Annotated in this window: 22 protein-coding genes; 6 read left to right on the forward strand and 16 right to left on the reverse strand. The window is 46.7% G+C overall.

Annotated elements, in window-relative coordinates; genetic code table 11:
* Nucleotides 1–4: 4 nt before the first annotated feature.
* Genes ligA through miaB form a run of 7 tightly spaced genes read right to left on the reverse strand, consistent with a single transcriptional unit; the run spans nucleotide 5 to nucleotide 8,796 of the window.
* A complete protein-coding gene (ligA, locus tag B3L97_RS08020; protein WP_286934782.1) occupies nucleotides 5–2,026 on the reverse strand; it encodes an NAD-dependent DNA ligase LigA in 2,022 nt (673 codons plus the stop codon).
* Nucleotides 2,027–2,040: 14 nt separating this feature from the next.
* A complete protein-coding gene (gene lysS, locus B3L97_RS08025) occupies nucleotides 2,041–3,561 on the reverse strand; it encodes a lysine--tRNA ligase (RefSeq protein ID WP_286847461.1) in 1,521 nt (506 codons plus the stop codon).
* Nucleotides 3,546–4,592, reverse strand: coding sequence for a tRNA dihydrouridine synthase (locus B3L97_RS08030; RefSeq protein WP_286934783.1), 1,047 nt, complete (start codon nucleotides 4,590–4,592; stop codon nucleotides 3,546–3,548). The genes lysS and B3L97_RS08030 overlap by 16 nt, the downstream gene beginning before the upstream one ends.
* Nucleotides 4,564–5,337 (reverse strand): type III pantothenate kinase, encoded by a 774-nt coding sequence (locus B3L97_RS08035; protein WP_024821889.1) that lies wholly within the window; start codon nucleotides 5,335–5,337, stop codon nucleotides 4,564–4,566. Before B3L97_RS08035 ends, B3L97_RS08030 begins: the two co-directional genes overlap by 29 nt.
* Nucleotides 5,338–5,394: 57 nt before the next feature.
* Nucleotides 5,395–6,819: a ComEC/Rec2 family competence protein gene (locus B3L97_RS08040; RefSeq protein WP_286847458.1), complete on the reverse strand. Its 1,425-nt coding sequence runs from the start codon at nucleotides 6,817–6,819 to the stop codon at nucleotides 5,395–5,397.
* Complete coding sequence (locus B3L97_RS08045) at nucleotides 6,816–7,478, reverse strand: helix-hairpin-helix domain-containing protein (protein ID WP_286934784.1); 663 nt, start codon at nucleotides 7,476–7,478, stop codon at nucleotides 6,816–6,818. The genes B3L97_RS08040 and B3L97_RS08045 overlap by 4 nt, the downstream gene beginning before the upstream one ends.
* On the reverse strand, nucleotides 7,471–8,796 hold the full coding sequence (gene miaB / locus B3L97_RS08050) for a tRNA (N6-isopentenyl adenosine(37)-C2)-methylthiotransferase MiaB (protein WP_024821886.1): 1,326 nt from the start codon (nucleotides 8,794–8,796) through the stop codon (nucleotides 7,471–7,473). The genes B3L97_RS08045 and miaB overlap by 8 nt, the downstream gene beginning before the upstream one ends.
* Before the next feature lie 295 nt (nucleotides 8,797–9,091).
* Here miaB and B3L97_RS08055 point away from each other — a divergent pair, with 295 nt between their 5' ends.
* From B3L97_RS08055 to B3L97_RS08080, 6 genes are all read left to right on the forward strand, one after another.
* Nucleotides 9,092–9,613, forward strand: a complete 522-nt coding sequence (locus B3L97_RS08055; RefSeq protein ID WP_286934786.1) for a complex I 24 kDa subunit family protein — start codon at nucleotides 9,092–9,094, stop codon at nucleotides 9,611–9,613.
* A gap of 52 nt (nucleotides 9,614–9,665) precedes the next feature.
* A complete protein-coding gene (locus B3L97_RS08060; protein WP_349677300.1) occupies nucleotides 9,666–11,498 on the forward strand; it encodes an NADH-ubiquinone oxidoreductase-F iron-sulfur binding region domain-containing protein in 1,833 nt (610 codons plus the stop codon).
* Nucleotides 11,495–12,262, forward strand: coding sequence for a 2Fe-2S iron-sulfur cluster-binding protein (locus tag B3L97_RS08065; RefSeq protein WP_024821883.1), 768 nt, complete (start codon nucleotides 11,495–11,497; stop codon nucleotides 12,260–12,262). Before B3L97_RS08060 ends, B3L97_RS08065 begins: the two co-directional genes overlap by 4 nt.
* Nucleotides 12,263–12,307: 45 nt before the next feature.
* Nucleotides 12,308–12,787 carry a 4Fe-4S dicluster domain-containing protein gene (locus B3L97_RS08070; RefSeq protein ID WP_286934788.1) on the forward strand — a complete coding sequence of 160 codons (480 nt, stop codon included), beginning with the start codon at nucleotides 12,308–12,310 and terminating at the stop codon, nucleotides 12,785–12,787.
* Nucleotides 12,787–14,595, forward strand: a complete 1,809-nt coding sequence (locus tag B3L97_RS08075; RefSeq protein ID WP_286934789.1) for an aldehyde ferredoxin oxidoreductase family protein — start codon at nucleotides 12,787–12,789, stop codon at nucleotides 14,593–14,595. The genes B3L97_RS08070 and B3L97_RS08075 overlap by 1 nt, the downstream gene beginning before the upstream one ends.
* A 107-nt stretch (nucleotides 14,596–14,702) precedes the next feature.
* Complete coding sequence (locus B3L97_RS08080; protein ID WP_156923335.1) at nucleotides 14,703–15,212, forward strand: hypothetical protein; 510 nt, start codon at nucleotides 14,703–14,705, stop codon at nucleotides 15,210–15,212.
* Nucleotides 15,213–15,366: 154 nt separating this feature from the next.
* Here the strand turns inward: B3L97_RS08080 and B3L97_RS08085 are convergent, their stop codons facing one another.
* The 9 genes from B3L97_RS08085 to grdD all read right to left on the reverse strand — a co-directional run bounded on the left by B3L97_RS08085 (nucleotide 15,367) and on the right by grdD (nucleotide 25,547).
* Nucleotides 15,367–16,125 carry a transporter substrate-binding domain-containing protein gene (locus tag B3L97_RS08085; RefSeq protein WP_024821879.1) on the reverse strand — a complete coding sequence of 253 codons (759 nt, stop codon included), beginning with the start codon at nucleotides 16,123–16,125 and terminating at the stop codon, nucleotides 15,367–15,369.
* A 212-nt stretch (nucleotides 16,126–16,337) separates the two neighbouring features.
* Nucleotides 16,338–16,499: a rubredoxin gene (gene rd, locus B3L97_RS08090; RefSeq protein WP_084043867.1), complete on the reverse strand. Its 162-nt coding sequence runs from the start codon at nucleotides 16,497–16,499 to the stop codon at nucleotides 16,338–16,340.
* Nucleotides 16,500–16,614: 115 nt separating this feature from the next.
* On the reverse strand, nucleotides 16,615–17,721 hold the full coding sequence (locus tag B3L97_RS08095) for a M24 family metallopeptidase (protein WP_024821878.1): 1,107 nt from the start codon (nucleotides 17,719–17,721) through the stop codon (nucleotides 16,615–16,617).
* Nucleotides 17,722–17,735: 14 nt separating this feature from the next.
* Nucleotides 17,736–18,713 (reverse strand): AIR synthase family protein, encoded by a 978-nt coding sequence (locus B3L97_RS08100; RefSeq protein ID WP_024821877.1) that lies wholly within the window; start codon nucleotides 18,711–18,713, stop codon nucleotides 17,736–17,738.
* Between the two features lie 5 nt (nucleotides 18,714–18,718).
* The gene (locus B3L97_RS08105) at nucleotides 18,719–19,276 is read right to left on the reverse strand and encodes an epoxyqueuosine reductase QueH (RefSeq protein ID WP_286934790.1); all 558 of its coding nucleotides are present in this window, start codon (nucleotides 19,274–19,276) and stop codon (nucleotides 18,719–18,721) included.
* Nucleotides 19,276–21,219 (reverse strand): transketolase, encoded by a 1,944-nt coding sequence (locus B3L97_RS08110; protein WP_286934791.1) that lies wholly within the window; start codon nucleotides 21,217–21,219, stop codon nucleotides 19,276–19,278. Before B3L97_RS08110 ends, B3L97_RS08105 begins: the two co-directional genes overlap by 1 nt.
* A gap of 254 nt (nucleotides 21,220–21,473) precedes the next feature.
* Nucleotides 21,474–22,592, reverse strand: a complete 1,119-nt coding sequence (alr, locus tag B3L97_RS08115; RefSeq protein WP_286934793.1) for an alanine racemase — start codon at nucleotides 22,590–22,592, stop codon at nucleotides 21,474–21,476.
* Between the two features lie 113 nt (nucleotides 22,593–22,705).
* Entirely contained in the window at nucleotides 22,706–24,097 is a 1,392-nt protein-coding gene (locus B3L97_RS08120) for an alanine/glycine:cation symporter family protein (protein ID WP_286934794.1), read from the reverse strand.
* A gap of 298 nt (nucleotides 24,098–24,395) precedes the next feature.
* Nucleotides 24,396–25,547: a glycine/sarcosine/betaine reductase complex component C subunit alpha gene (gene grdD / locus B3L97_RS08125; RefSeq protein WP_286934795.1), complete on the reverse strand. Its 1,152-nt coding sequence runs from the start codon at nucleotides 25,545–25,547 to the stop codon at nucleotides 24,396–24,398.
* Nucleotides 25,548–25,560: the final 13 nt, after the last annotated feature.

Below are 25,560 nucleotides of genomic sequence, written 5' to 3' on the forward strand. Positions count from 1 at the left end.
CCTCCTATTTATCACCCACGTATGGGTGTATCATCTTCAAAAACTCATCTTCATCAATTACCGTAACCCCAAGTTCCCGCGCTTTTTGGAGCTTGCTGCCTGCCCCTGGCCCTGCCACAACTATAGAAGTTTTTCGACTGACACTCGAAGAAAAATCTCCGCCAAGTTTTTTAACAATACCTTCGGCATTGTCTCTCGTCATGGACTGAAGTTCACCTGTAAAGACAAAACGCTTCCCTTCAAAAGGGACAGGGCCCTCCTCTACCTCTTCCGCAACAGCCATAGTGACGCCCGCTTCTTCAAGGTGACGGAGCATCTCTTCGTTAGCCTTGTCATGAAAAAAAGCCCGGATAGACGCAGCTATCTTAGGACCTACCCCATCGATAGTGGAAAGCTCCTCTTCCGGCGTATTTCTGAGTTTCTCAATACTTCTAAAGTTATTCGCCAAAATATCGGCTACTTTCTGTCCTACAAGGCGAATGCCAAGGGCCGTCATAACCTGCGACAATGATCGGCTTTTAGATTTTTCAATAGCCTGAAGCAAATTTTCTACCGACTTGTTTCCCATGCGATTTAACGTCAGGAGATCGTCGCGGCGGAGAGCAAATAAATCGGCCATATTTCGGACCATCTGCCGTTCCACAAGCTGCGCTATCAATTTCGTTCCAAGCCCTCGAATGTCCATAGCAGCTCTCGACGCAAAATGAGCTATGCCTTCCCGGAGCTGGGCAGGACAAGACGCTCGGTTCGGACATCGCAGGGCCACCTCGCCGGGGATCCGCACCACAGGAGAACCGCAGGCTGGACAGGTTTCAGGCATGTTAAAAACTTTCTCTGAACCGTCCCTATCCTCTAAAACTACGCTAACAACTTCAGGTATTATCTCTCCTGCCTTACGAACCCGTACCCTATCGCCAACTCGAACATCTTTTCGCCGTATCTCATCTTCATTATGAAGACTCGCTCGCTTGACTATGCTCCCTGCCAAATGTACAGGTTCCAGATGGGCGACAGGAGTAAGAGTCCCTGTTCGCCCCACTGATACCTCGATTTCCAAGATACGACTCACTTTTTCTTCTGGCGGATATTTAAAGGCAACGGCCCATCGAGGAGCTTTCGCCGTTGTGCCTAAATCCTTCCAAAGACCCACCTGATTGACCTTTACCACCACTCCGTCGGTAGCATAAGGAAGATGGAAACGATTTTCTCGCCACTTTTCTATGAAGCCATCTACATCTTTTCGATCTTTACACACACACCAGGCCTTCTGTACGGGAAAACCTAAGCGGAGCAGCCACCCTAAAATTTGTGACTGGTTCTCAAGGCCGTAGGCTTCTGGATCAATGAGGTGGTAAAGAAAAATCGAGAGTTTTCGTGACGCCGTAACAGAAGGATCCAGCTGCCTCAAACTTCCAGCCGCAGCATTTCTGGGGTTGGCAAAAAGAGGCTCCTCCGCCTCCTCTCGCTCCTCGTTCAAAGCAGCAAACTGTTCCCTCGTCATTAACACCTCGCCACGGACTTCCAGACGCCCGGGAATTGCTTCTCCTAATTTAAGGGGGAGAGAGCGAATTGTCCGCAAATTAGCCGTTACATCTTCGCCAATCCGGCCATCTCCACGAGTTGCCCCTCGAACAAAAACTCCATCTTCGTAAAGAAGAGAAACGGCAAGACCGTCTATCTTAAGTTCACAAATATACTCCAGACCGGCAAGCCCCAGCGCTTCAGAAACTCGATCAAAGAAAGGCCATAGCTCCTCTTTCGATAGCGCGTTATCGAGACTTAAAAGTGGAGATTCATGAACTACTTTTTCAAACCGGTCAAGAGCAGCCCCTCCCACTCTGTGTGTAGGAGAGTCTGGATCGTCGAACTCTGGAAACAGCTCTTCTAGATGGACCAGCTCTTTAATGAGGCTGTCATACACATCGTCTTCAACAACAGGGCTGTCAAGTACATAATAAAGATATGCGTGATGATTAAGTTCGTCACGAAGGGCTTCTATTCGTTTCCTCGCTTCTTCACGATCCACCAAAAGAGCCTCCTTTATGCTTTCGGGCGCATGGTGGGGAAAAGAATGACATCCCTTATAGACTTGGAATCCGTCAGGAACATAACAAGTCTGTCGATACCAATCCCAAGGCCGCCAGTGGGAGGCAAACCATATTCTATTGCATTAATAAAATCTTCGTCAAAGACGTGAGCTTCTTCGTCCCCCGCTTCCTTCTTCCGCAGCTGATCGAGGAATCGCTCCCGTTGGTCTATAGGATCGTTGAGCTCACTGAAGGCATTGGCTACTTCAGACCCACAGATGAAAAGTTCAAAACGATGAGTGTAATCAGGGTTCTCGGGATCGCGCTTCGCCAATGGGGAAATTTCAGTAGGATGCCCTATAACAAAAGTAGGTTGAATCAGTTTGTCTTCAACAAAAGTCTCGAACATTTCGTTCAAGACCCCAAAACGGCTCTCCGTCCCCTTCAACTCTACTCCATGGGCAGTCCCTATCCGCCGTGCGTCTTCATCGTTCGTAATAGTATTAAAGTCCACGCCAGCATATTCCTTCACTAAATCAAGCATTGTAGCCCTTCGGAAAGGCTTGCCGAAATCCAATTCTACGCCCTGATAATTCACTGTCATATCTCCTACGGCAAGAGCGGCATTGCGAATAATTTCTTCCGTAAGATCCATCATGTCATTATAATCGGCATAGGCCCAATACACTTCCATAGCGGTGAATTCGGGGTTGTGCATTGTGTCGATTCCTTCGTTCCTGAAATTTTTACCAATTTCAAAAACTCGGCCATACATACCCACAATTAACCGCTTTAAGAAAAGCTCCGTAGCTATTCTCAGGTACATTTCCACTCCTAAAGCGTTATGGAAGGTTTTAAAGGGACGGGCATTCGCACCCCCCGCCAAAAGTGAGAGGATGGGAGTTTCCACTTCAAGGGTTTCATGATCTGTCAACGTTTTTCTTATAGAGGCAATAATCGCTGATCGTTTCCTGAAGTTTTCCCGCACATCTGGATTCACCATAAGGTCAAGGTAGCGCTGACGGTAGCGAACCTCCGTATCTTTAAGCCCATGCCATTTTTCCGGAAGCGGGCGAAGGGATTTAGAGAGCAGCGTACATTTTGTAACCAATAAGGTCAATTCTCCGCGACGAGTTCTAAAGGGATATCCTACGATTCCTACAAAATCTCCGCTATCCACCCATTTCTTAGCAAACTCGTAGGATTCTTCTCCCATTGCATTAAGCTGGAAATAAAGCTGCATCGTATCCGTTTCATCTTGCAGATTGGCAAACATGGCCTTCCCATGCTTGCGCAAAGTCATAATTCGACCAGCTACCTTGAGACGTACTTCTTCGTCACTCTGGTCTATCTCCAAATGGTCAAAACGTTTACGTACCGCACTTAAAATATCCTCTCGATTCCACCGCTCAACGAGGTACGGATTATATCCTTCTTCCTCTTTTAACCTTTCAAGTTTGTCTTTCCGCTGACGGAATATTTCCTCTTCGGGAAGAGCTGTCTGATCTGTCTTCGTATCTACATTGGCCGACACATTACTTCTCTCCTTTCAAGATAGTGCCCGCAGCTGCCCATCAGTTGTTTCATTTCCTTCCAGCCGTGAATACCGGCGCTCTCCCGTCGGAATTCAGCTATTCCTGGGGTTCCTTTAAACATACCTGAGAGAAGCCGCTTTACTAATATTTCAGCCAGTCTTGGACTGGTCTCTTCTGCAATATGATCCCCCAATTCAACCATCATGGATATTTTTAAATCAATGGAGGGACATAACAATCTATTATCCACCGAAAAGCCCAAAGCTGCCAGTGTTTGAGGGAAGATAAAGGGATCTTTCAGTGCTCCTCGGGCAATAAAAACCGTAACACACCCTGCTTCGAGATACTTTTCTACGTCTTCTACCGAAAAAACATCTCCACTCGCGCTTATATACCCGGGGAAAGAATGGGCTATTTCAGCTATTTTTTCTCTATTTGCCGTTCCAGAATATCGCTGTGCAGGAGTCCGACCATGGAGACATATATTATCAGCACCTGCACGAAGAAGTTCCTCACAAAAATAAGATGTCGAATATGGTAAAAACTCGGGACATATTCTTATTTTTACCCACACTGGCAGGCCCATTTTTTTCAGTTCCTCCACCATGGATACAGCCTTCTCGGGGAACTCAAGTAATCGGGAACCCGCCCCTTTTTTCAACACTTTCGGCATAGGGCATGCCATATTAATGCCTAGGGCTGCGAAGCGGTCTGGAGCATTATGAAGGGCCTTCTCTGCTCCTCGAACTAACATTTCCACATCCCCTGCAAAAAGCTGTAAGATTGTGGGCTGCTCGCCAGGACAAATAGAGAGCATACGAGACGTCTTCTCATTCTCCCGTATCAGTCCGGAACAACTCACCATTTCTGTATGGACAGCCGCGGCTCCAATTTTTTTAAAAAAGAGCCTGAGCGGCGGATTTGTTACGCCAGCTAGAGGAGCCAAAATAAGAGGAGAATCCAGGGGAATTCCTCCTATAGTTCGTAGTCCTCCAAAGGTTTTATTCTTTACTTGGCACGTTTCTTTCATATATAATACGCAATCCTTCCAAAGTAAGCCACGGATCAACTTTCCCTATCACTTCTGATATTTTTCCTATAGCTTCTGAATGGCCTCCAGTAGCAACTACGAGACACGTCTCACCCAACGCCTCCCATATCTTGCGGGCTAAGAAATCGACAAGTCCGGCATTCCCATAAATGATCCCCGACTGAATAGATTCCATCGTATTGTTCCCAATAACACAAGAAGGCGCTTCGAGAGATACTTGGGGCAGTTTCGCAGTACGGCCAAAGAGAGCCTCCATTCCGGAAATAAGCCCCGGTGAAATTGTTCCGCCAAGATAGGCGCCATCTTTCGACAAAACATCAAGAGTAATGGCCGTACCGAAATCCACCACAATCAAGGGCGCTCCATAACGAGCCTTTCCTGCCACCGCATTCACAAGACGGTCGGCACCTACTTCCAGAGGCGCTCCATAACGAACTTCCATGCCGAGATCTAATTTTGAAGAGACCTTGACACAATCTAAATGAAAATAATTATAAATTCCCTCTCGTATGGCCACATCCAAAGCTGGAACAACGCTCGATAATATAGCTCCTTTTATATTCTCTGGTTTAATTCCAGCTATGTTCAGCAAGTTAAGGAGATAAATGCCTATCTCATCAGAGGTATGACGTTCTGAAATAAGCCGCCAGTGAGCCAAAAGCTCCTCCCCTTTATATATACCCACTACCGTTGTGGTATTTCCTACATCCAGGACTAACAGCATGCCACTGCCTCCTCCCAAATATCTATGTGTCTCTCGGTTTTTTCTTTTAATAATATTTTATCTCCATAACAGTATGGAAAAAAGTTGCCATGATAAAGCGACTGACATCGTTCTCTTCCATGAAAGGGAAAGAGCCCGACCTGTGATCATGGGAAGCATCCCAAAGGCCAATATGTCCCATAACGGATTCCAGGTCGCTCTCCACGGGACAAGGGTTGCCAGAAAATCAGCAACATATTCCCAGAGGATAAAAAGACCCTCAGCTCCATATGCCACCCATCTTCCTCCCGGAATACCCGCAAGGGCTGGCAAAGCCATAAGGGACGCGAAAGGATAAAGAAAACCAAATACAGGCCCGGCTATAGGGTTGATCAAAAGGCCAGCTAACGGAACTGATCCAAAGATCGTGGCTACCAAAGGGAGAGTGGTCCCCCAAATCAAAGGCCCTACAGAAAGCAGCCAACCACGAGTAAGATTACGTTCCAGAGCCGCAGCAATAATATAGGCTGCAAGCACAGATAACCGCCACCCCAGATCCCAAAACCACCACGGCCGCCAGAGCAGTAATAGGAGGCCTGCCAGGGATACTGAATTTAAAGGGCGTACCGGACGGCCACGAACGTGACCTAAAAGAGCTATCTGCATCATTAATGCTGCCCTCACAGCACTTGCGGCAGCTCCTGTTAAAAAAACATAAAGCCACAAAAATAGAGACGTCCCCCAAACGTGTCCCTTACTGCGACGAAGAAGGAGGGAGATCCCCCCGGCAAAAATAGCTACATGGAATCCGGAAACAGCCAGCAGATGGCTCGTTCCCCACCGCTCATGGAAAGATTTTAGTTCTGGATCTTTCATGCCTGTCCATGCTGCCAAAAGATACGCTCGCGTACGGGATGGCAATGTCAACAGGATACTCTTCGAAATAAGATTTCGCCACCGAGCCACATGAAACCAAGAACACCGCCCAACAACGGTAAGACGAGCAGGCATTATCTCTCCCACAGCTCCCCGAGCCCGCCAATAGAGATCTTCCCTAAAAGAGCCCTTATCTGAATGGGGCAAGGAAAGAATTCGTCCCTCCATCTCCACTTTCTGGCCAGCGACAAGTTCTTTTCGAGGGGAGACCTTTGCTAAAAAGATCCCTTTCGGAGTTTTCACAAGCGCCGCTCTCCGTCCTCCCCAGGAACGTTCTGAGACTATATACCCCTTCCATTTGCCATATTCCTGCGGTAAGAACGTAGTGGAAATTGGTACTCGTCGGCAAATAACAAGGGAGGCTAGAGCCGTAATAGCCATAATCCCACCAAAAAAAGCCCAATATCCCGGAGACCTGTCAACAGTCCAACAAAGAATAAGAGCTCCCGCAGAAAGCACGGACAAAAGGGGGAGAAGGGGCAGAGATACACCAAGATCCTGTGCAATAAGAGCCACACAAACTCCAGCAAAGGGGCAAAGAACTGGAGCTCTCCCAAGAACTGTCATGGAGAAACCGTTACAAGGGGACGAATTTTCTCGAACTTCACCGGCCCTATACCTCGAACTCGTAATAAATCCTCTACACATGTAAAAAGTCCACTTGCCTCTCGATAGGCAATTATGGATGCTGCAGTGCTGGGGCCTACTCCAGGCAACACTGTTAATTCCTGTTCTGAGGCCCGATTAATATTGATTTTCTTCTGATTAGAAGGAGCTAATTCCCCCAAAGAAGCCGCGGGTGTCTGCTCTTCCTCCGTTTTTTCACTTTGAGAGGGAATATGGATATGCATTCCATCTTCAAGGCGAGTTGCCAAATTAACTTTTTCAGGATCTGCCGCCGATGAAAAGCCACCTGCCAGGTCTACCACATGGTAAAAACGAGAGCCTGGCGCTACGTGATAAACTCCAGGTTTCTGAACGCAGCCCGTGATATAAACAACCCACTCTTCCCCCGGAACAGCGGAATGCACTCCTTCGAGATCCTCTCGATCTGTAAGATTCCGTACATCTTTTTTCTCTACTGAAAGGGGAAGTGGCCCCGCAACTACTGTGGGAGCACCGGCCTGCCAACGTCCTGAAAAAGTAACGATTAACAAGCCTGCAAGGAGGAGACAGAGTATTCCTCCCGCAAAAAAAAGTAGAGCCTTCCCTTGATCTCTAGTCAACGACGTCCAGCACCTCTCCGTAAAGACACCAATTTTCTGCCCCGGTAATAACCACCTTAGCAAAGTGACCTATAAGGTTTTGGGGCCCTTCGATGATAACCACTTTATCGGAAGGAGTTCGACCTTGCACTAACCCCGCCCCTTTCGGAGCTTTATCGTCTATTAGAAGCACATATTCTTTCCCCACACAGCCACGGTTAATGTCTGCGGCTATAGAAGATTGAAGATCGTTTACCATATTCAACCGCTCCATTTTTACCTCTTGTGGAATCTGGTCTTCCATATCAGCGGCAACAGTCCCCTCCCGTGGAGAATAGGCCGCCGTATGAACGAGATCGTAACGGAATTCCTTCAGAGCAGCGATAGACGCTTGAAAATCCTCTTCCGTCTCCCCTGGGAACCCCACAATCAAATCGCTCGTCAAGCCTACTTCTGGAAGGGCTGAACGAATAAGAGAGACCGTTTCACGATATTGGGCAAGAGAATACTTTCTGTTCATAAGCTGCAAAACACGGTCGCTCCCCGACTGGATAGGTAAATTAATCGACGGACATATTTTTGCAGGATTTTCCGCCATAACATCCACAATGTCTTTTGTGAAATCCTTTGGATGGGATGTGACAAAGCGAATGAGGGGCAAGGTTTCTATGGCCGCCACATCTCGCAGAAGAGACGAGAAGGTGTATCCGTTCTTAAAATCCTGACCATAGCTGTTTACATTCTGTCCCAAAAGAGTCACTTCCTTGACGCCATCTGAGACAAGTCCACGAACTTCTTCCAGTATAGCCTGAGGAGGTCTGGAAACAAAACGGCCTCTCACGTAGGGAACTATGCAGTACGTACAAAAATTATCACAGCCATGAGCTATGGTTACATAGGCCTTCCAGGGATTAACCCGTTCTATCGGCGGGACGTTCAAATCCACAAAAGCCCGTGGATCCTCGTCGAGAAGAACAACTCTTTCTCCCTTCATAACCCGGGCCACACCATCAGGCAACTCCCCTATATGACGAGGCCCCCCCACAAGACGCACCCATGGGAAACGCGCCATCATAGCGGAACCTAGACGCTGGGCAATACATCCAGTTACAGCTACATAAGGTTTCTGTTGAGAGTCCCACTGCTCGCCATATCGCCCCAGTTCGCTCCAAACCTTATGCTCCGCTTTAGCCCGTATGCTACAACCATTAAAAATCACCAGATCAGCCTTTTCTTCAGGAACTTCCACCCATCCCTGCTGAATTAAGGCCGTTCGCAACTTATCGCCGTCGTAAACATTCATTTGACAGCCGTAAACTTTTAAAGTAAAACCGTACACAAAAACTCCTCCCGAAGAAGCTATTCTTATTTTTCTACATCTGTCCAATTGAAAAATCATAACATGTTTTTGTCAACTGTGCTTTTCCAAAAAATCCTTTCTTTTTCTTTAAAAGGAAGGAATAATCTACCCCACTATGAGTTGACCTTGTTGTACAAGGAAGAGAGTGCCCTCAAAACTTCCTGTTTTACACTATTCTGCGTAAAAACAACCAACAAAAAATATATGACAAAACCCCCAGTAGTTGTACAATATATAAAGAGTTGTCAGAAAGTTGGCGAAGGGGGGACTTTCATTGACAGATCTAAATGTAGTGTTGCCTTCTGACGACACCAACCGGGGCGAGAGAGACACTGATGTCATACTCTCTTCCTATCCCAGAGAACCTCGTTTTCTGCTGCCTATTCTGCAAGACATACAAAAAGCTTTTCGTTATCTGCCTATCTCTGCCATGAAAAAAACAGCAGCGTATCTCAATATTCCAGAAAGCCGTGTTTATAGTATGGGGACTTTCTACAAAGCCTTCAGCTTGACTCCCCGAGGGGAAAAGACTATCCGAATTTGTGGTGGAACAGCCTGTCACTTGCGAGGGGGAGCTTTCATTCTCCGCGAAGTGGAAAAAAGATTGAATATTTCAGTAGGAGAGACAACGCCAGACAGACGCTTTACATTAGAGACAGTAAACTGCCTTGGCGCTTGTGCTTTGGCGCCTGTCATTATGGTCAATGAAAAAGTCTACGGGCAAATGACGCCTGCCTTAGTCGCAGCCATGCTGGAGGAGGAGGAGATGGACCATGAAATTCCTTCAACCTGCTGATCTTGAGAGCTACTGCCAGTTGCTGCAACAACAAAAAAAAGAAAAGTGCACAATGCCATGTGTACGTATATGTTTTGGAACCGGCTGTCTGGCCAACGGGAGTCAAAAAGTATATGAAGCCTTCAAAAAAGAGGCTTTGGAGAGGGGATTATGTCTCCAGGTGGATATTTCTGTTAACTCCACTGGTTGCCACGGATTCTGCGAGCACGGCCCCCTCGTCTCTGTGGAGCCTGGAAATATTTTTTACCAGAAAGTTCGCCCGGAAGACGTTCCGGAAATCGTGGAAGAAACAATTCTGAAAGGGAATGTTGTTAAGCATCTGCTCTACCGAGATCCTAATACCAAGAAATTCGCTATTTCTGATAAAGATGTTCCTTTCTATGCTCATCAAACTCGTATCGCCCTTCGTCATTCAGGAGCAATCAACCCCGAAAAAATTGACGATTATATTGCCGTCGGGGGCTATAAAGGCCTCGCCAAAGCGCTGTCCATAACTCCACTGCATATTGTGCAAACTATCATAGATTCCGGACTGAGAGGGCGTGGCGGAGGGGGATTTCTCACAGGAAGAAAATGGCAAGCCGCCCGAAACGCAGAAGATCCCCTTCGTTATGTTGTAGCTAACGGAGATGAAGGGGATCCGGGAGCTTTTATGGACCGAAGCCTTATGGAAGGAGACCCATACTGCATTATAGAAGGTATGACTATTGGCGCCTTTGCCATTGGAGCACAGAAAGGGTTTATATATGTGCGAAACGAGTACCCTCTCGCTGTAAAGCACTTGGGAATGGCCATACGCGACGCAAGAGAAGCAGGATTGCTGGGTAAAAATATTCTGGGATCGGGCTTCTCTTTCGACATAGAACTCTACCGGGGAGGGGGGGCTTTTGTATGTGGAGAATCTACAGCCCTCATGGCCTCTATCGAAGGACGTGTAGGTGTTCCCCGAGTTAAATACATCCGATCCACTGAAAAAGGGCTTTGGGGTCATCCCACCGTGCTGAATAATGTGGAGACATGGGCAAATGTCCCAGCCATTATAGATAAAGGCGTATCCTGGTTCCGCCAATATGGAACGGAGGCAAGTCCTGGAACCAAAATTTTTTCCCTCGTTGGAAAAATAAAAAATAGCGGACTTGTAGAGGTCCCCATGGGAACCCCCCTCCGCTCCATTATTTTCAATATAGGCGGAGGCATTCTCAAAAATCGCTCCCTCAAAGCCGTCCAGACAGGCGGCCCTTCTGGAGGGTGCATTCCAGAATCCCTATTGGACCTCCCTGTAGACTTCGATCGCCTTGCAGGGGTGGGGTCTATGATGGGATCTGGCGGAATGATCGTTATGGACGATCACACATGTATGGTAGATGTAGCCAGATACTTTATTGATTTTTTAGTTACAGAGTCTTGCGGGAAATGTGCCCCTTGCCGAGAGGGGCTTGTGGAAATGCAAACCATCCTCCATCGCCTCACAGAAGGACGAGGAGAAAAGGGAGATACGTCGCGTCTCAAAACCATTGCCCAGTTTCTGCCTGACACGGCCTTGTGCGGACTGGGAAAGACTGCATCCAACCCAGTTTTATCTACCCTTCGGTACTTTCCCGAAGAATATGAAGAGCATGAAAATCAACACTTTTGCCGGGCTGGTGTCTGTAGCAGAATGTATACCCCTTCAATCATACGAAGCAAATGTATTGGATGTGGGGCCTGCCAGGCAAATTGCGTAGCTTCAGCTATTACGGGTAAAGATCGGGACATTCGAGTTATCCATGCTGATAAATGCATTACGTGCGGCACTTGTCTGGACATGTGCCGGTTTAATGCCATACACATATCCCCCGTACACGAAGAGTGTGCAGCCACAGCAAAAGGGAGGGATAAATCATGATCTCCGTAACGTTTAATGGGGCCCCCTTCCATGTCGCTCCTGGAACCACTATCCTTGAGGCAGCAACCATGGCTCATATCCCTATCCCCACCCTCTGCTTTCATCCGGGGCTTCCTCCTGATGGGAACTGCCGCCTCTGTTCAGTAGAGGTCATTCATCGTGGACGAAGAAACGTAGTAATGGCCTGTTCCTACCCCATTACCACAGAAAGGTTGGAGATTTATACCGATACGGAAAAAATTCGGAACCTGCGGCGTTTCGTCCTGTCTCTCTTTATAAAAAAAGCTCCTCATACGCCAGATCTACTGGCTCTTTGTTCTCAATACGATCTTGAAGTGCCTCAAGAAACAACAGAAGCAGCGACTCCTAACTGTATCCTATGCGGCCTCTGCGTCCGGGCCTGCGAAACAGAAGGTGTGGGATGCCTGGACTTCAGCCATCGTGGCCACTTACGAGAAGTGGGCCCCGCCTTCCATGCATCTCCTGAAGACTGCACAGGATGTGGTGCTTGTGCAGAAGTTTGTCCTACCGGTTTTATAAAAAAGATAGATACGCAGGAAATGCGCACGCTATGGGGCAAAACCTTTCAGCTCGTCCAATGTCAATCATGTGGTAAGGCTTTCGCTACACAAGAGCAGATACAAGCAGCAACATGCCTGCAAATGAATCAAAAGCTACAGGAACATGTTGGAATATATTGTCCTTCATGCCTTCGAAAAATGGAAGCAAGGGCTATGGCCCTTCTCGAAACAGCAAAAGAATAACGGGGATTCCGTGCTGATCATTTTTGAATGGAGGGGGAAAAGAAAATGATGAAAGTACTGCTCATTTCGCCAGATCGTTGTATTGGATGTGGCAGTTGTGAAGTAGCCTGCTCCTTGTCACAAGAAGGGGAATGTCGTCCAGTCTTGGCTCGAATCAAAGTCTTTCGATTCGACCTCGGAGTACATGTCCCGTTGACCTGTTTGCAATGCGAAGATGCTCCGTGCGCTTCTGTTTGCAGAACAGGCGCTCTGGAAAAAGATCCTCAATCTGGGGTCATCAAGGTACACTCTGAACGGTGTATTGGATGTCGTATGTGTGTGATAGCCTGTCCCTTCGGCAATATTTCCTATAGTCCTGAAGGGAAAAGTGCTTTTAAATGCACGGAATGTGAAGGCGATCCTCAGTGCGTACGATTCTGTCCCACCGAAGCTCTTCAGTACGTACCAGCGGAAAAGGATAATCTGGAAAAGAAACGGGCCTATGCTGCCAAATTTGCAGCGATAGAAGAAGAGGTGAGACAATAATGTACGGATGGATGGGGAAAGTATTGCGCATTGACCTCTCTCGCAGAACCTATTCTTTCGAGCCTCTCCAGGTAGAAGACGCCCATAACTACATTGGAGCGAGGGGGTTAGGAACTAAATATTACATAGATGAAGTGCCCCCTTCAATAGACCCTCTCAGCCCAGAGAACAAATTGATTTTCGCAACTGGCCCCCTTACCGGCACACTCTCTACGTCCTCAGGCCGATATGATGTGGTGACTAAGGGTCCTCTCACAGGAACCATCGCCGCCTCTAATTCTGGCGGTTTCTGGGGTCCCGAGCTCAAATATGCAGGTTTCGATATGATCATTCTGGAGGGGAGAGCTTCTGCTCCTGTCTACATCTATATTTATAACGATAACATAGAAATTCGAGACGCAGCGAAACATTGGGGGAAAGATGTTCATACAGTTACTGACGATCTTCTCAACGAGACCGACTCGGAAGCCAAAGTAGCCTGTATCGGCCCTGCCGGAGAAAATCTCGTAAAGTTCGCCTGCATTATGAACGAAAAGGATAGGGCTGCAGGCCGCTCGGGAGTTGGCGCGGTTATGGGTTCTAAAATGGTGAAGGCTATTGTCGTGAGAGGAACGAAAGGCGTACAGGTTGCCCATAGAGACAGAGTCTTTGAAACTGTCGCGGCAGCTCGAAAAAAACTTAAGGATCACCCTGTCACTTCTGGAGGCTTGCCCACTTTTGGCACCAATGTTCTCGTAGGCATCATCAATTCTGCTGGTGGCTTGCCTACCCGAAACTTTCAGGAGGCCGTTTTTGAAGGGGCCGATCGCGTAAGTGCCGAAACTTTCAATAAGGAAAATCTTATTACCAACAAAGGATGCATGGGATGTGCTGTTGGATGCGGGCGAGTCGCCAAAAGCGGGGGCGCCTATATCGGCCAAGGTGAAGGTCCTGAATATGAAAGCACATGGTCTTTTGGTCCAGCGTGTGGAATTGACGATTTGGATGCCATAGTAAAAGCTAATTTTATCTGCAATGAACTGGGGATGGACACTATCACTCTGGGATCAACAATAGCTTGTGCCATGGAACTTTACGAGATGGGAGTCCTCTCACGAGATCAGACTGGCTGGGATCTTCGCTTCGGCAATGCGGAAGCCATGGTTCGCCTTACCGAGGATACGGCATATCGGCGAGGGTTTGGAGACGAAATAGCAGAAGGGTCATGGAGGCTTGCTGAAAAATATGGACATCCAGAACTTTCCATGACTGTAAAAAAGCAAGAGATGCCAGCATACGACCCCCGCGCTCTTCAAGGAATGGGCTTAGAGTACGCCACTTCTAATCGAGGCGGCTGTCACGTTCGAGGCTATCTGACATCCCCGGAAATTCTCGGCGCTCCCGAAAAAATAGACCCTGAAGAAACAGAGAACAAACCCGTATGGTTGAAAGCTTTTCAAGATCTCACAGCAGCTCTGGATTCTTCTGGCATGTGCCTTTTTACTACCTTCGCCCTTGGTGCCGGAGATATAGCCCCTCAACTCGCCGCCGTGACTGGCGTAGATTACACGGAAGAAACCTTTATGAAAGCCGGCGAAAGGATCTGGAACCTCGAGCGAATTTTCAATTTGAAGGCAGGCCTTTCCGAAACAGACGATACTCTTCCACCGCGGCTCCTCTATGATCCTATCCCTGAAGGTCCCATGAAAGGGCGCGTCAATCGTCTTCATGAAATGCTCCCACTCTACTATGAAACAAGAGGCTGGGACGAAAACGGGGTCCCTACAGAGGGGAAAGTCAAAGAGCTTGGCCTAGCAAGATATCTGTAGAGCACTTGTGATTCACGGAGGGGCCTTCGGGCCCCTTTTTTCATTTCCTAAATTACCGTACAATGTATTTGAGTATATGCGAAACTATAAGAAAGTAGGGGTTCGCCATGAAAATTTTGTTCATAGCTCCATCCGCCAGGAGGATGTGGGAAACGATACTACTACTCTTTCTCTCCATTTTTCTTTTCGTCGGAAAAGGATGGGCTCTGCCATCTGCCCTTCCAGACTTGGATGGATGGACAAGCGGTTCTCTTTTTTCGAAAGAACTAGTAGATTCTTCTAAGAGTCATGGCATATGGCTTCAGCGGACATACCTTGCTCCCGGCGGGAGACGTTTGGAAATAAATCTTCTCTCCGGCCCTGGCGCAGGAGACCTTTACATACCGCAAAAAGACGTTGAAAAAGATGATCGCCCTCTTGGATTCGGCGCCACATATCGCACTCTCACTGTGGGGAAATACAGGGCATTGCTTGAAGTCTATCCACATGTAGGGCCCGCTCTTTCCGTGCAGCTTCCTCAGCAAACCACATTGAACCTTGAAAGTAAAAATCTCACAGAGGCGGAGCTTTTAGATATTGCTCAACATATCATCTCAGAAATAGAGAACGATTTATAAAGCCACCATACATGTTCACAATTCAAAAACAGTGGATTTTTTCTGCATGAAAAAGCCCCCGACAGCTTCTGCCAGGGGCTTTACCTTTGTCTTTCAATGCACGCTTGTGTAAAGAAAACTTTATTCTCTCTTCTATGCGCCTACTCCGTTACCACTACTCTTCTACCCACTTTTTCTCCAGTTCATCAAGGGCACCAGACTCTTTGAGATCTGCGAGGACCTTGTTGACAGCCTCTGCAAACGTCGGATCGTCTTTCCGCATGGCAAGAGCCATACCTTTATCGATTCGAAGCTGCATAACAACTTTAAGCTTCCCTATAAAATCTTTATTCTCTTTTAAATTTTCCTTCGTCACTGTTCCGTCTATAACTGCGAAATCGGCCCGCCCAAGAAGAACTTCACGAAAAGCATCGTCAGTCTTAGAGAATCTCTTGACTTCTTTCAAATCAAGCTTCGATACGTATTCATCCTGGATAGTCCCCATCTGAACCGTAGCTATCTTCCCTAAAAGGTCTTCTTCTTTAGTGATGTTTTCAACTTCTGTCTTCACTGTTACAGCGGAAGGGGTAATATAATAAACATCGGAAAAAGCCACTCTTTTAGCTCGCTCCGGCGTAGCGCTCATCCCGGCAGCTATAATGTCGATCTTCTTTGTCAAAAGAGAGGGAATAAGAGAATCGAAAGAAGCGTCAACTATCTTTACTTCTTTTCCCAATTTCTCTGCGATCATATTGATCAGATCAATATCAAAGCCAACAACCTCGTTCTGAACATTGCGGAACTCGAAGGGCCGGAATGTGGACTCTGTCCCCACAACTATTACATCTTTATCCAATACAGACTCAGCCATAGCACCTGAAGTTCCCACAAAAAGCAACAGCAGCGAAAGACACATTACAAACCATTTTTTCATTATTATTGATCCTCCTCTTTTAAACACTAGTTCCATGAAATAAAAAATAGTAACCAATGTTCATTACTGGATCATTATAAAGATATGGAGGAAGATGTCAAGAAAAAAAGAGAGGGGAAATGTTTAGCTCCCTAAAAGTTGGCACACAACACAATGTTGGGGGCGTATTTCATATCCCTCTCTTTTCCCTTTTCTTTAAACAAGCCGAAAAACTATTCTTCTGGCTCGAACATATCCTTCCCTACAGCACAAACGGGACACACCCAATCTTCAGGAAGATCTTCGAAAGCTGTTCCCGGTTCAATTCCGCCATCAGGGTCTCCCTCTGCAGGGTCATACACATACCCACATACTGTGCAGACATATTTTTCCATATGGTCCCCCTCCTTAAAAATGGAGTTTCAGAATTCACGTTCATTATATCTATGGCCTTATTAAAAAAGCAACTTGGAATAAGTCCATCCCTCCCCAAACTCCATTCTTTTCGAACTAAAGAACTGCTAATTCTTGCTGAAGATCGCCAGATATCCGCTCTGCTCCTGTTTCTGTAATAAGGTAATCGTCTTCAATACGCATACCGCCAACGCCAGGGAAGTAGACGCCAGGCTCTACTGTTACCACATCGCCAACCTGAAGAATATCATGAGAGAGAGGAGATAGCCTTGGATTTTCATGAATTTCAAGGCCAAGAGCATGGCCGAGGCCATGAGAGAATTGCTCCCCATACCCCTCTTCGACAATAATTCGACGTGCGATAGCATCAATATCTCGTCCACTCACGCCAGGTTTCAAGGCCAGTGCAGCTTCTCTGTGAGCTCGAAGCAATAGGCTCTCGATTTCTCTGGCCTTCTCATTGGGAGCTCCCAAACAAAAGTTCCTTGTAATGTCAGAAAGATACCCGTTCACCATGGCTCCAAAATCTACAGTCACCCAATCCCCGCTCTGAAAGGCCTTGTCGGTAGGTGCTCCATGGGGCAATGCGCTACGAGCGCCAGAAGCCACTATAAAGTTATGGTTCCCCCACCCGCCCTCTGCTCCAAGTTTCTTAACTGTATATTCAAGAAGGGCCTCGAACTCTTTTTCTGTCATGCCCAAAGACACGTGCCCCAAAACCTCCCGATATGCATCGCTGGCAATCTGTCCAGCCTTTCGAATAGAGTCTACCTCTGAGGAATCTTTTGTTCTGCGTAGAAGAGGCAGGATAGAGGAGGTATCATACCACTCTACAAGAGACATAATAGCGCTCATTTTCTCAAAATTTCTAATGGAGACTATATCTTTTTCCACACCGATTCGATGACATTTTTGATCCTTTAAAAGCTCACATACAGCTTCAAGCATCGTGCGAGATCCCTGCGTCACTAAAGTATAGGGTGACTGTTCCGAAGCCTGAGAAAGATAGCGCCCGTCAGTAATGAGGAATGCGTCCTTTTCAGTTACCACCACCCCGGAACTGCTTCCCCTGAAGCCAGAAATGTAATAGACACTCTGCCAGTTGGCTCCTTCAGAAACCATCAAAACAACGGCATCAAGCCCCATAGAGTTCATCTGTTGTCGTAAACGCTCTGTCCTATTGAGAACATTGTCCGTTATCACGAAATCCCTCCTATTTATAAATCCAGCAGCCGCCAAAGTTCCTCTGTGGTGTCGAAACGACAATTTCCAGGCCCTTCTACTACGGTGCCTATAAAGGCTGATGGAATATTCCGTTTTTCAAATCGCTTCAAAGCCGTAGATATATGCTCTTCTGGAACAACCACTACAAGAACACCAGAAGATATGAGATGAAAAATATCGAACTGAAGAGTTTTGTGTACTTTTCGGGTAAGAGGGTGCACCAGTATCGCCTCTGCCTGAAGTTCCAGCCCCAGACCACTTAAACGGCAAATTTCTGCAAGCCCTCCGAAAAGACCTCCTTCTGTAGGGTCGTGCATAAAGCGGGCCAAATCACGGACTGTCTGTGCATCCTCAAGAATAGAAACAGATGAGAGCCATGAAGCTACTGTCTCTATCTCTGAAGTTGAAAGCACTCTCTGTAACAGATCTGGTCTGTCATGGGCAAGAATAGACATGCCTTCAAGGCCCGCATGTTTCGTCATAATAACCCCATCTCCAGGACGAATATCTGTAGCACGGTAAAGATATGAGGTTGGACCTAGCATTGTTCCTACTATTACAGGTTTTTTATAGCGGTCGGTAAACTCCGTATGTCCGCCTATAACCGCAATCCCCAACTCCTTACATGCCGTATCTATTTCTTCCATTACCGACGTCGCAAAAGGGAGTCCCATCTCTACCGGTATAATGAGAGTAACAATAAAATAGGCCGGATCCCCTCCCTTACATGCTATATCATTAGCATTGATATGAACCAGGAACGTCCCGGCCCCTGTCGTAGCTCCCACTATAGGATCAGACGCCACTGCCAGTAATTTCCCTTCCGGGAAACGGATGAGGGAGGCATCTTCTCCTATGCCAGGACCCACGAGAACGTCGGGGCGAAAGGCTCCGGAGTATTGCAATATGTGGCGTTCGAGAATATCTGGAGGAAGCTTGCCCACTGATAATGGCTTGCCTTCACTCTCCATGGAGGTCATCTCCCTTCCTTTCGCAAGCTATAGAGACACCCACAATAGGATTGCCTATAAAGCCTCATGGCTCGACTTGCTTGAACTGACCGAACAAAGCCGTTATTTTTTCTCCACACGCGATGAAGCCAAGTTAAACCGTAACGTCTGGCCACACCTTCACCAATGTTATTAATTCGTATTGGATCTTTATGAGGACTGATGGTCAAGGTGGTACAGAGAAAAGAACACTTATTCTGCAAAGCAGCCTGAGCCGCGCCCAGAAGCTGAAGGGTAAAACAGAGAGCACAACGATACCCTCCCTCTGGCTCATGAGCTAATAAAGCTCCTTTACGAAACCATTCTTCCGGATTGTATTCCTCTATAACTACAGGGCAAAAAAGCAGAGAGGCAAGGCGTTCCACAGCCACTCTGCGCTGGATATATTCCTCTACAGGATGGATATTATGGCCATAAAAGTATCCTGTAACATCATACCCTTCTTCTGCCAACGCAGGCCAGGGGATGGTCGCATCAGGAGCACAACAAATATGAAGCAATACCTTCTTTTTTTCCAGATTCATTATTTTTTAGAAAGAACCTCTTCAACTCTACTCGCAATGGATGTGCTGTTTAAACCCATATGGTTGAATACGTCGTCAGACTTCCCTGAATCTCCGTATCGCCAAACTCCAAGAGGCAGGAAAGAAGCGAAGAGATGCTCCTGAGCCATGGCGAAAGCGGTAGCAGCTCCGAGACCACTTTGATAGTGATGGTCCTCTGCCGTTATCACAGCACCTGTAGAACATGCCTCTTTAAGAGCTTCCGTATCTATATGAAGAGGGCAGGACACTGAGAAAATCTTTACCGTAATGCCCTTTTCCCTTAAAATGTTCCACGCTTCCAGAGCTCGCCATGTCATTGCCCCTAAAGCAAAGATAGCCCCATCTTTCCCATCTCTTATTTTTACAGCCTTCCCATATTCAAAAGAATAATTTCCCGCAAAAATTGGAAGTCCTTCCTCATCAACAAGAGTGGGGAGCTTGCTCCGCCCCATGGCAAGACACACGTTACCAGGCTCTGTAAAGGCCCAGCGAGTAGCACGGTCTGTTTGGTTGGGATCAGCTGGTACTACAAGTTTCCAACCGAACATGTTGCGCAACAGTCCAATATAATCAATAGCCTGATGGGTCATTCCATCTTCTCCCACATCAAGACCTACATGAGTGAGGGCCAACTTCAACCCAGTCTTATTAATATCGTTGAGACGCTGCTGATTGTAAACTTCGCTGAGTCCGAAAACTCCAAAATCCGCCCAAAGGCTCGAAACCCCCGCTACAGAGGCTGCCCCTGCCATAGTAGCTGTACCATGTTCCTGAATGCCAGCCTGTATAAACCAATGAGGGCATGCCTTAGCAAATCCATCAGTTTTCACCGATCCCGCAAGGTCACAATCGAAGACAAGAAGAGGTGTTCCTTCCTTCTTCTCATAGTTTCTAGCTCCGATATCAGCGAGGGCATGTCCAAAAGCTGACCGGTTATCTGTCTTTTCTGTGGAGGGATAGGTTCGAGGCTCACCTACACATAGAGTTGACTGGGCTGGCGGTACCTCTCGCCCGAGAGGGAGAGGGTTTCCGCGTCGGGGGCGGACTTCTTCAATAAAATGAGGATCCCCTCCGAGCTCTGCAACCGCCTGACGGTACTGTTCCAGATTTGGAGCTTTTCCATGATAATCTGGTATGCCCTCCATAAAAGAAACGCCCTTCCCCATAAGCGTATGACATATGATGACTGTAGGAACCCCGTCAGAGGCTCCATCTCGAAGAGCTGTGTAAAGCTCTGTAAAGGAATGTCCATCACACTCGAGAACCCCCCAGCCATCGGCCTCCCAAAGAGCCCGAACATCAGCCGGCATAACATTTTCTGTACGTCCCGATATCTGAATATGGTTGTAATCTATCAGGGCTGTGATATTGGAGAGCCCCTCCTTTACCGCTACACGCCTTGCCTCTGCGATCTGTCCCTTCGTCTGTTCTCCATCGCCAAGAAGGACAAAGACTCGACCGTTATGCTGGCGTGCTTTTTGAGCTAAAGCAAAGCCCACGCCAGCAGCTAATCCCTGCCCGAGGTTGCCACTTCCCCAATCAATGCCTGGTACTTCACGCTCTACATGGCCCTGGAAAGGGCTGGCACAAAGACGGAAATTAGCCGCAGCGTCCAGGGGATCGAAAAAACCCCAAGCCGCCAAAGCAGAATATGCTCCAGGCGATGTATGTCCATGGCTTACTACAACATAATCGCGATCTACGTTGTTACAATTTTCGGGGGTAAGATTTGCAACACCATACGTCATGAGATACATATCCATACTGGAAAGGGACCCTGCCGGATGGCCACTTCCTGCCAAAGCAACCATAGTTAAAACGTTGATTCTCGCTTGTCGAGCCATCTCTTCAAGAGATGTAATATCCTTGCAAGATAGAGTTTCTACAGAAAACCCGCGCAGGGAGGGTTGGTAATTTATCATAGATAAAGAAGCCTCCTTCATAAATATAACTTCGTTTGATTATAACTATTTTTTTACATCAATGGTACCAGCAATACAAAAAAGGCTGGAATTTATAAAATGCACCCCAAAAGCAGGACAGAAAATCCAGCATTTGGAGGTGCACTTCATTGACATCCAGCCTTCTCAATAAATCTCTTTTTTAAAACAAATCTTCTAAAGAAAAGTTGCTTCACCTTTCCACTGAGATTTCTTCTATTTTTACACTTTCAAGATCAGGCATTATATACCCGAGGAACTCGTTTAAGGAACATAATTGGAACTTCGTAGTTAATAGTATTTCGCGCGCAAGCTATCTCCTCTGGCGTAATGACCTCGTTTCCTTGACGTCCGATAAGCACTACTTCGTCTCCCACTTTTACATCGTCTATACCTGTAACATCAATCATCATCTGGTCCATACAGATATTTCCTACAATAGGCACCTTTTTAGCATGTATAAGAGCAGGTACTTTCATGGACAAAGCCCTTGAGTAGCCATCAGCGTACCCTATTGGCAATACGGCTATTTTTTCTCTTCCGCGAGTCATATAGCGAAGCCCGTACCCAATTCCACTATGCGAAGGAACCTCTCGAACTAAGGCAACTGATGTCTTGACCTCAAAAGTCGGCTTGAGATCAATAGGGCGAACGCACTCCTCTGAAGGCCACATTCCATAAAGAATGACTCCCGGCCTCACAGCATCCAAATATTTCTCAGGAGAATGAAGGATGCCCGCACTATTGCAAACATGGCGAAGGGGTATTCTAACTCCTCTATTTTCAAATAAATGGTAGACTTTCATATATTGAGAGAATTGAAACTCTGTGAAATCCAACCTTTTTTCATCTGCTGTAGCAAAGTGGGTAAAAAGCCCTTCTATTTTAATGCCAGGCAGTCTAATAATTTCATCAATTACTTCTTGCATTTCTTCTGGGAAAAAACCAATCCGCCCCATCCCTGTATCAATTTTTAAATGAAGCAATGCCGTTTTCCCCTGATTCACAGCTTCCTGACTCATAGCTTTAGCAAAATTCATGTCGGTACAGGCTGCTGCTATATCGTAATGCACATATTCTTTAGCTGCATAATAAGGAGAAGGGCCTAAAACAAGCACAGGATCGTTAATCCCTGCTTCTCGAAGTTCTATAGCCTCGTCGGGAGTAGCTACAGCAAATCGTTGACATCCAGCTTCTATAAGTGCCTTTGAGACTTTTATAGCACCATGTCCATACGCATCAGCTTTTACAACTGCAAAAATCTGAGGTCTCGTCCCTATGTGTTTTCGAATGGCTTTAAAGTTGGCCTGAATATTGGCGAGATTAACCTCCATACATGTTAAACGAAGAGACATCGCCATTACCCCCATTTTTAAAAGAACCTTTCCTTCTTGAAAAGAGAGCAGGAACCATACTTCGCTCCTGCTCTCTTTTATTTATCACGATTTTAGAGAAATACAAATAAAAATTATTGTAATTCCCCAGATTCTCTCTTTGCATCAAAATCTTTAACAAGTCGACGAAGTTCATTGGAAAGCAACAGCAATGCAATAAGGTTAGGAGCAGCCATAAGGCCATTGAGAGTATCGGAGAGGTCCCAAAGGTTCGTAAGGAAGGATGAGGCATCACCAAGGAGGGTTCCACCAGAAGCGCCGAGAATTATAAAAATGATCCAGAGTCCCTTCATTACGGGAATAATTTTAGGTCCAAAAATGTATTCAGCTGCTGTTTCGCCATACCAGTACCATCCCAAGATCGTTGAAAAGGCAAAAAGAGCTAAGCCGATAGAAAGAATTACAGTTCCTGTACCGCCAAGAACCGACTGAAAGGCTGAAAGAGTCAACTGGGCACCAGACAATTCTGGCTGCCCTGTAAGAACACCGCTGGTTAAAATGGAGAGAGCTGTAAGAGAGCAAATAACGATAGTATCGGTAAAAACTTCGAAGAGACCATACATACCCTGACGTACAGGATGGTCCACAATGGCTGTGGCGTGAACCATGGGAGCAGATCCCAAACCAGCTTCATTGGAGAAGACACCACGAGCAATACCTTTTGTGAGCGCTAGTTTAACCGTCCATCCTGCTACAGCACCAGGCATAGCCATTGGATCGCTAAATGCGTATTTGACTGCGTTGTTTATCGCGGCAGGTACACCGGCCATGTTAACTGAAATAACAATTACACCGCCTATGATATAGAAAATCGCCATAAAAGGAACGAGATATGTGGTTACGTCAGAAATTCGTTTGAGTCCACCTACAATAACGAGGGCGGTAAGAATAGCTACAATAATTCCAGTCCAAAAGTGAGGAATACCAAAACCAAGATAGAATCCTTCTGCCGTAGAGTTCGCCTGAACTGCACAACCAATACCAAAAGAGGCAAGGAAAGCAAAAAGAGCAAAGAGCCATGCTAACCACTTCTGGCCGGCACCTTTATCCAAAATGTACATGGTGCCACCGCGCCAGTTGCCAATAGAATCTTTTTCTCTGAACCGAACCGCCAGGGTAACTTCACACATTTTAGTGGTCATTCCAAAAACAGCCGAGATAAGCATCCAGAAGAGAGCTCCAGGACCACCAAGGTGAAGAGCCGTAGCTACTCCAGCAATATTTCCAGTTCCTACTGTAGCAGCCAAAGCTGTAGAAAGAGCCGCAAAGGAAGAAATAGCCCCTTCCCCTTCTTTTTTCTTCCCTAAATTGCCAAAAACCTCACGAAACATGAGAACAAAATACCGAACTTGAGGAAAGCCAAGAATAAGAGTTAAATATATACCCGTGCCTACCAACAGAGCCAACATCCACGGTCCCCATACTATTCCATTCAATACCCCATTTAACTTCATTACAGCTTCCATTGATGCAATTCCCCCTTTCGTTATGAGAATTGGAACATATGTACTCCTGCGCTCCTGCGCTCAGTCCCCTCATGTCCAATTCCCTCAGTACACGCCGTTTAGTGCAACAAACAAAGAGCGGGAATCCAGTTTATTCTGAAGCTTCTATCACCTCCTACTTGTTGTTAGATTTAAAACAATCTAAAAACTGTAAAAATTATATCACTTTTGACAAACAAAAAAAGCGGGAAAACATTAAAATGTTTCCCGCTCAGCGTTTATTCGTTATTGATAGCTAATTTCTAAATTTTATCGTTTTTTAGAGATATCCGTTAGCTTTCAATATTTCCTTCGCTTTCTCAGTATATTTTGCTGGAAGCTTCACCACTGGCCCTGTGCATCCCATGGCAGATTCAGCATATATTTTCTCTTTCCAAAGAGCCCGTACCGCATCTTCTATGGAAAGGACATCTATTCCATGAATCTCATCATCAGTAGGCTCTGCTGGGGGAGGGGTCACTGTCTCTTCTGCTGCGGCTGGTTTAGGTTGAAGAGCTGCAATTATATCGCCAAGCCCAGCCTGTTTGGCCCGTGCCATTTCATCTGCAACAAGGGCAGGAAGTTTCCCTCGAACAGCTGCTGCATTGAAAGCCAAGGCGTTGGCAATTACAGGAGCACCAGAAGCCCTGGAGATAATGGAGATCACGTGGGGCCAGCCTTCCCCGGCGGAAGGACCATATCCCCAACCAAGCGCCTCATAGGAACCGCCAGTATTGAAAGAAGAGAAGACCTTCATCAATACATTACCCGTCAATGTATCTGTAACACATACATCTACAGCTCCCGCTAAAATATCGTTTCCTCGAAGGACAGAACCGCCATCTTTACGGATACTCGTACCAAAGGTAATATCATATCCCTTTTCCTTGAGCTGGCTTAACGCTCTGAAAACAAGCTGAGCTCCCTCTACGTTCAGAATACCCACAGTGGGATTTTTCTTCCCTATAGATTTAGCCACAGCAATACCATAGATGGCGTTTCTAACCATTGCTTCCACACGATGAATGGCCGAAGTTCCTGTTGAAGAGGCAATGATCATGTCTTTTCCTTTCGCAGGCGTTACTACACGACCGATAGTTGTAACTCCCATGGGGAAAGGATAATGCATGGCAACAGCTCCCTGAATCGTTCCCTCTTTCAGAGCTTTTTCCATGGCTTCAGATACATCGGCCTCACATGCTTCGGTCTCAATCCAATCTAGAGTTTCGTACCCCTCGACTTTAGGGCCTATCATTACTACTTTTACGCCAGGGTATTGGTTCTGAGCCAGAAGGCCGGCACATGCCAGCTCTTCTGAACCATGCTCACTGCCCATAGCCATAAGACCGACAGGAATACAAGGCCCTCCGCTTCTTGCTGTTTCTATAATCTCGGAGAGGGCTTCTCCAACTAGATGCCTAATTTCACTCATTCCGGTCACCTCG

This window comes from Aminobacterium sp. UBA4834, assembly GCF_002400205.1.
Classification (GTDB): Bacteria; Synergistota; Synergistia; order Synergistales; family Aminobacteriaceae; genus Aminobacterium; species Aminobacterium mobile.

Bases quoted from the DNA above. Each gene is read 5' to 3' on its own strand.
- B3L97_RS08075 (WP_286934789.1), top strand. From the start codon at position 12,787: ATGTACGGATGGATGGGGAAAGTATTGCGCATTGACCTCTCTCGCAGA.
- B3L97_RS08060 (WP_349677300.1), top strand. From the start codon at position 9,666: ATGCCATGTGTACGTATATGTTTTGGAACCGGCTGTCTGGCCAACGGG.
- B3L97_RS08085 (WP_024821879.1), bottom strand. From the start codon at position 16,125: ATGAAAAAATGGTTTGTAATGTGTCTTTCGCTGCTGTTGCTTTTTGTG.
- B3L97_RS08035 (WP_024821889.1), bottom strand. From the start codon at position 5,337: ATGCTGTTAGTCCTGGATGTAGGAAATACCACAACGGTAGTGGGTATA.
- B3L97_RS08100 (WP_024821877.1), bottom strand. From the start codon at position 18,713: ATGGAGAGTGAAGGCAAGCCATTATCAGTGGGCAAGCTTCCTCCAGAT.
- grdD (WP_286934795.1), bottom strand. From the start codon at position 25,547: ATGAGTGAAATTAGGCATCTAGTTGGAGAAGCCCTCTCCGAGATTATA.
- B3L97_RS08065 (WP_024821883.1), top strand. From the start codon at position 11,495: ATGATCTCCGTAACGTTTAATGGGGCCCCCTTCCATGTCGCTCCTGGA.
- alr (WP_286934793.1), bottom strand. From the start codon at position 22,592: ATGTCTCTTCGTTTAACATGTATGGAGGTTAATCTCGCCAATATTCAG.
- B3L97_RS08080 (WP_156923335.1), top strand. From the start codon at position 14,703: ATGAAAATTTTGTTCATAGCTCCATCCGCCAGGAGGATGTGGGAAACG.
- rd (WP_084043867.1), bottom strand. From the start codon at position 16,499: ATGGAAAAATATGTCTGCACAGTATGTGGGTATGTGTATGACCCTGCA.
- B3L97_RS08030 (WP_286934783.1), bottom strand. From the start codon at position 4,592: ATGAAAGAAACGTGCCAAGTAAAGAATAAAACCTTTGGAGGACTACGA.
- B3L97_RS08110 (WP_286934791.1), bottom strand. From the start codon at position 21,219: ATGATAAATTACCAACCCTCCCTGCGCGGGTTTTCTGTAGAAACTCTA.
- B3L97_RS08120 (WP_286934794.1), bottom strand. From the start codon at position 24,097: ATGGAAGCTGTAATGAAGTTAAATGGGGTATTGAATGGAATAGTATGG.
- B3L97_RS08070 (WP_286934788.1), top strand. From the start codon at position 12,308: ATGATGAAAGTACTGCTCATTTCGCCAGATCGTTGTATTGGATGTGGC.
- B3L97_RS08105 (WP_286934790.1), bottom strand. From the start codon at position 19,276: ATGAATCTGGAAAAAAAGAAGGTATTGCTTCATATTTGTTGTGCTCCT.
- B3L97_RS08040 (WP_286847458.1), bottom strand. From the start codon at position 6,819: ATGACAGTTCTTGGGAGAGCTCCAGTTCTTTGCCCCTTTGCTGGAGTT.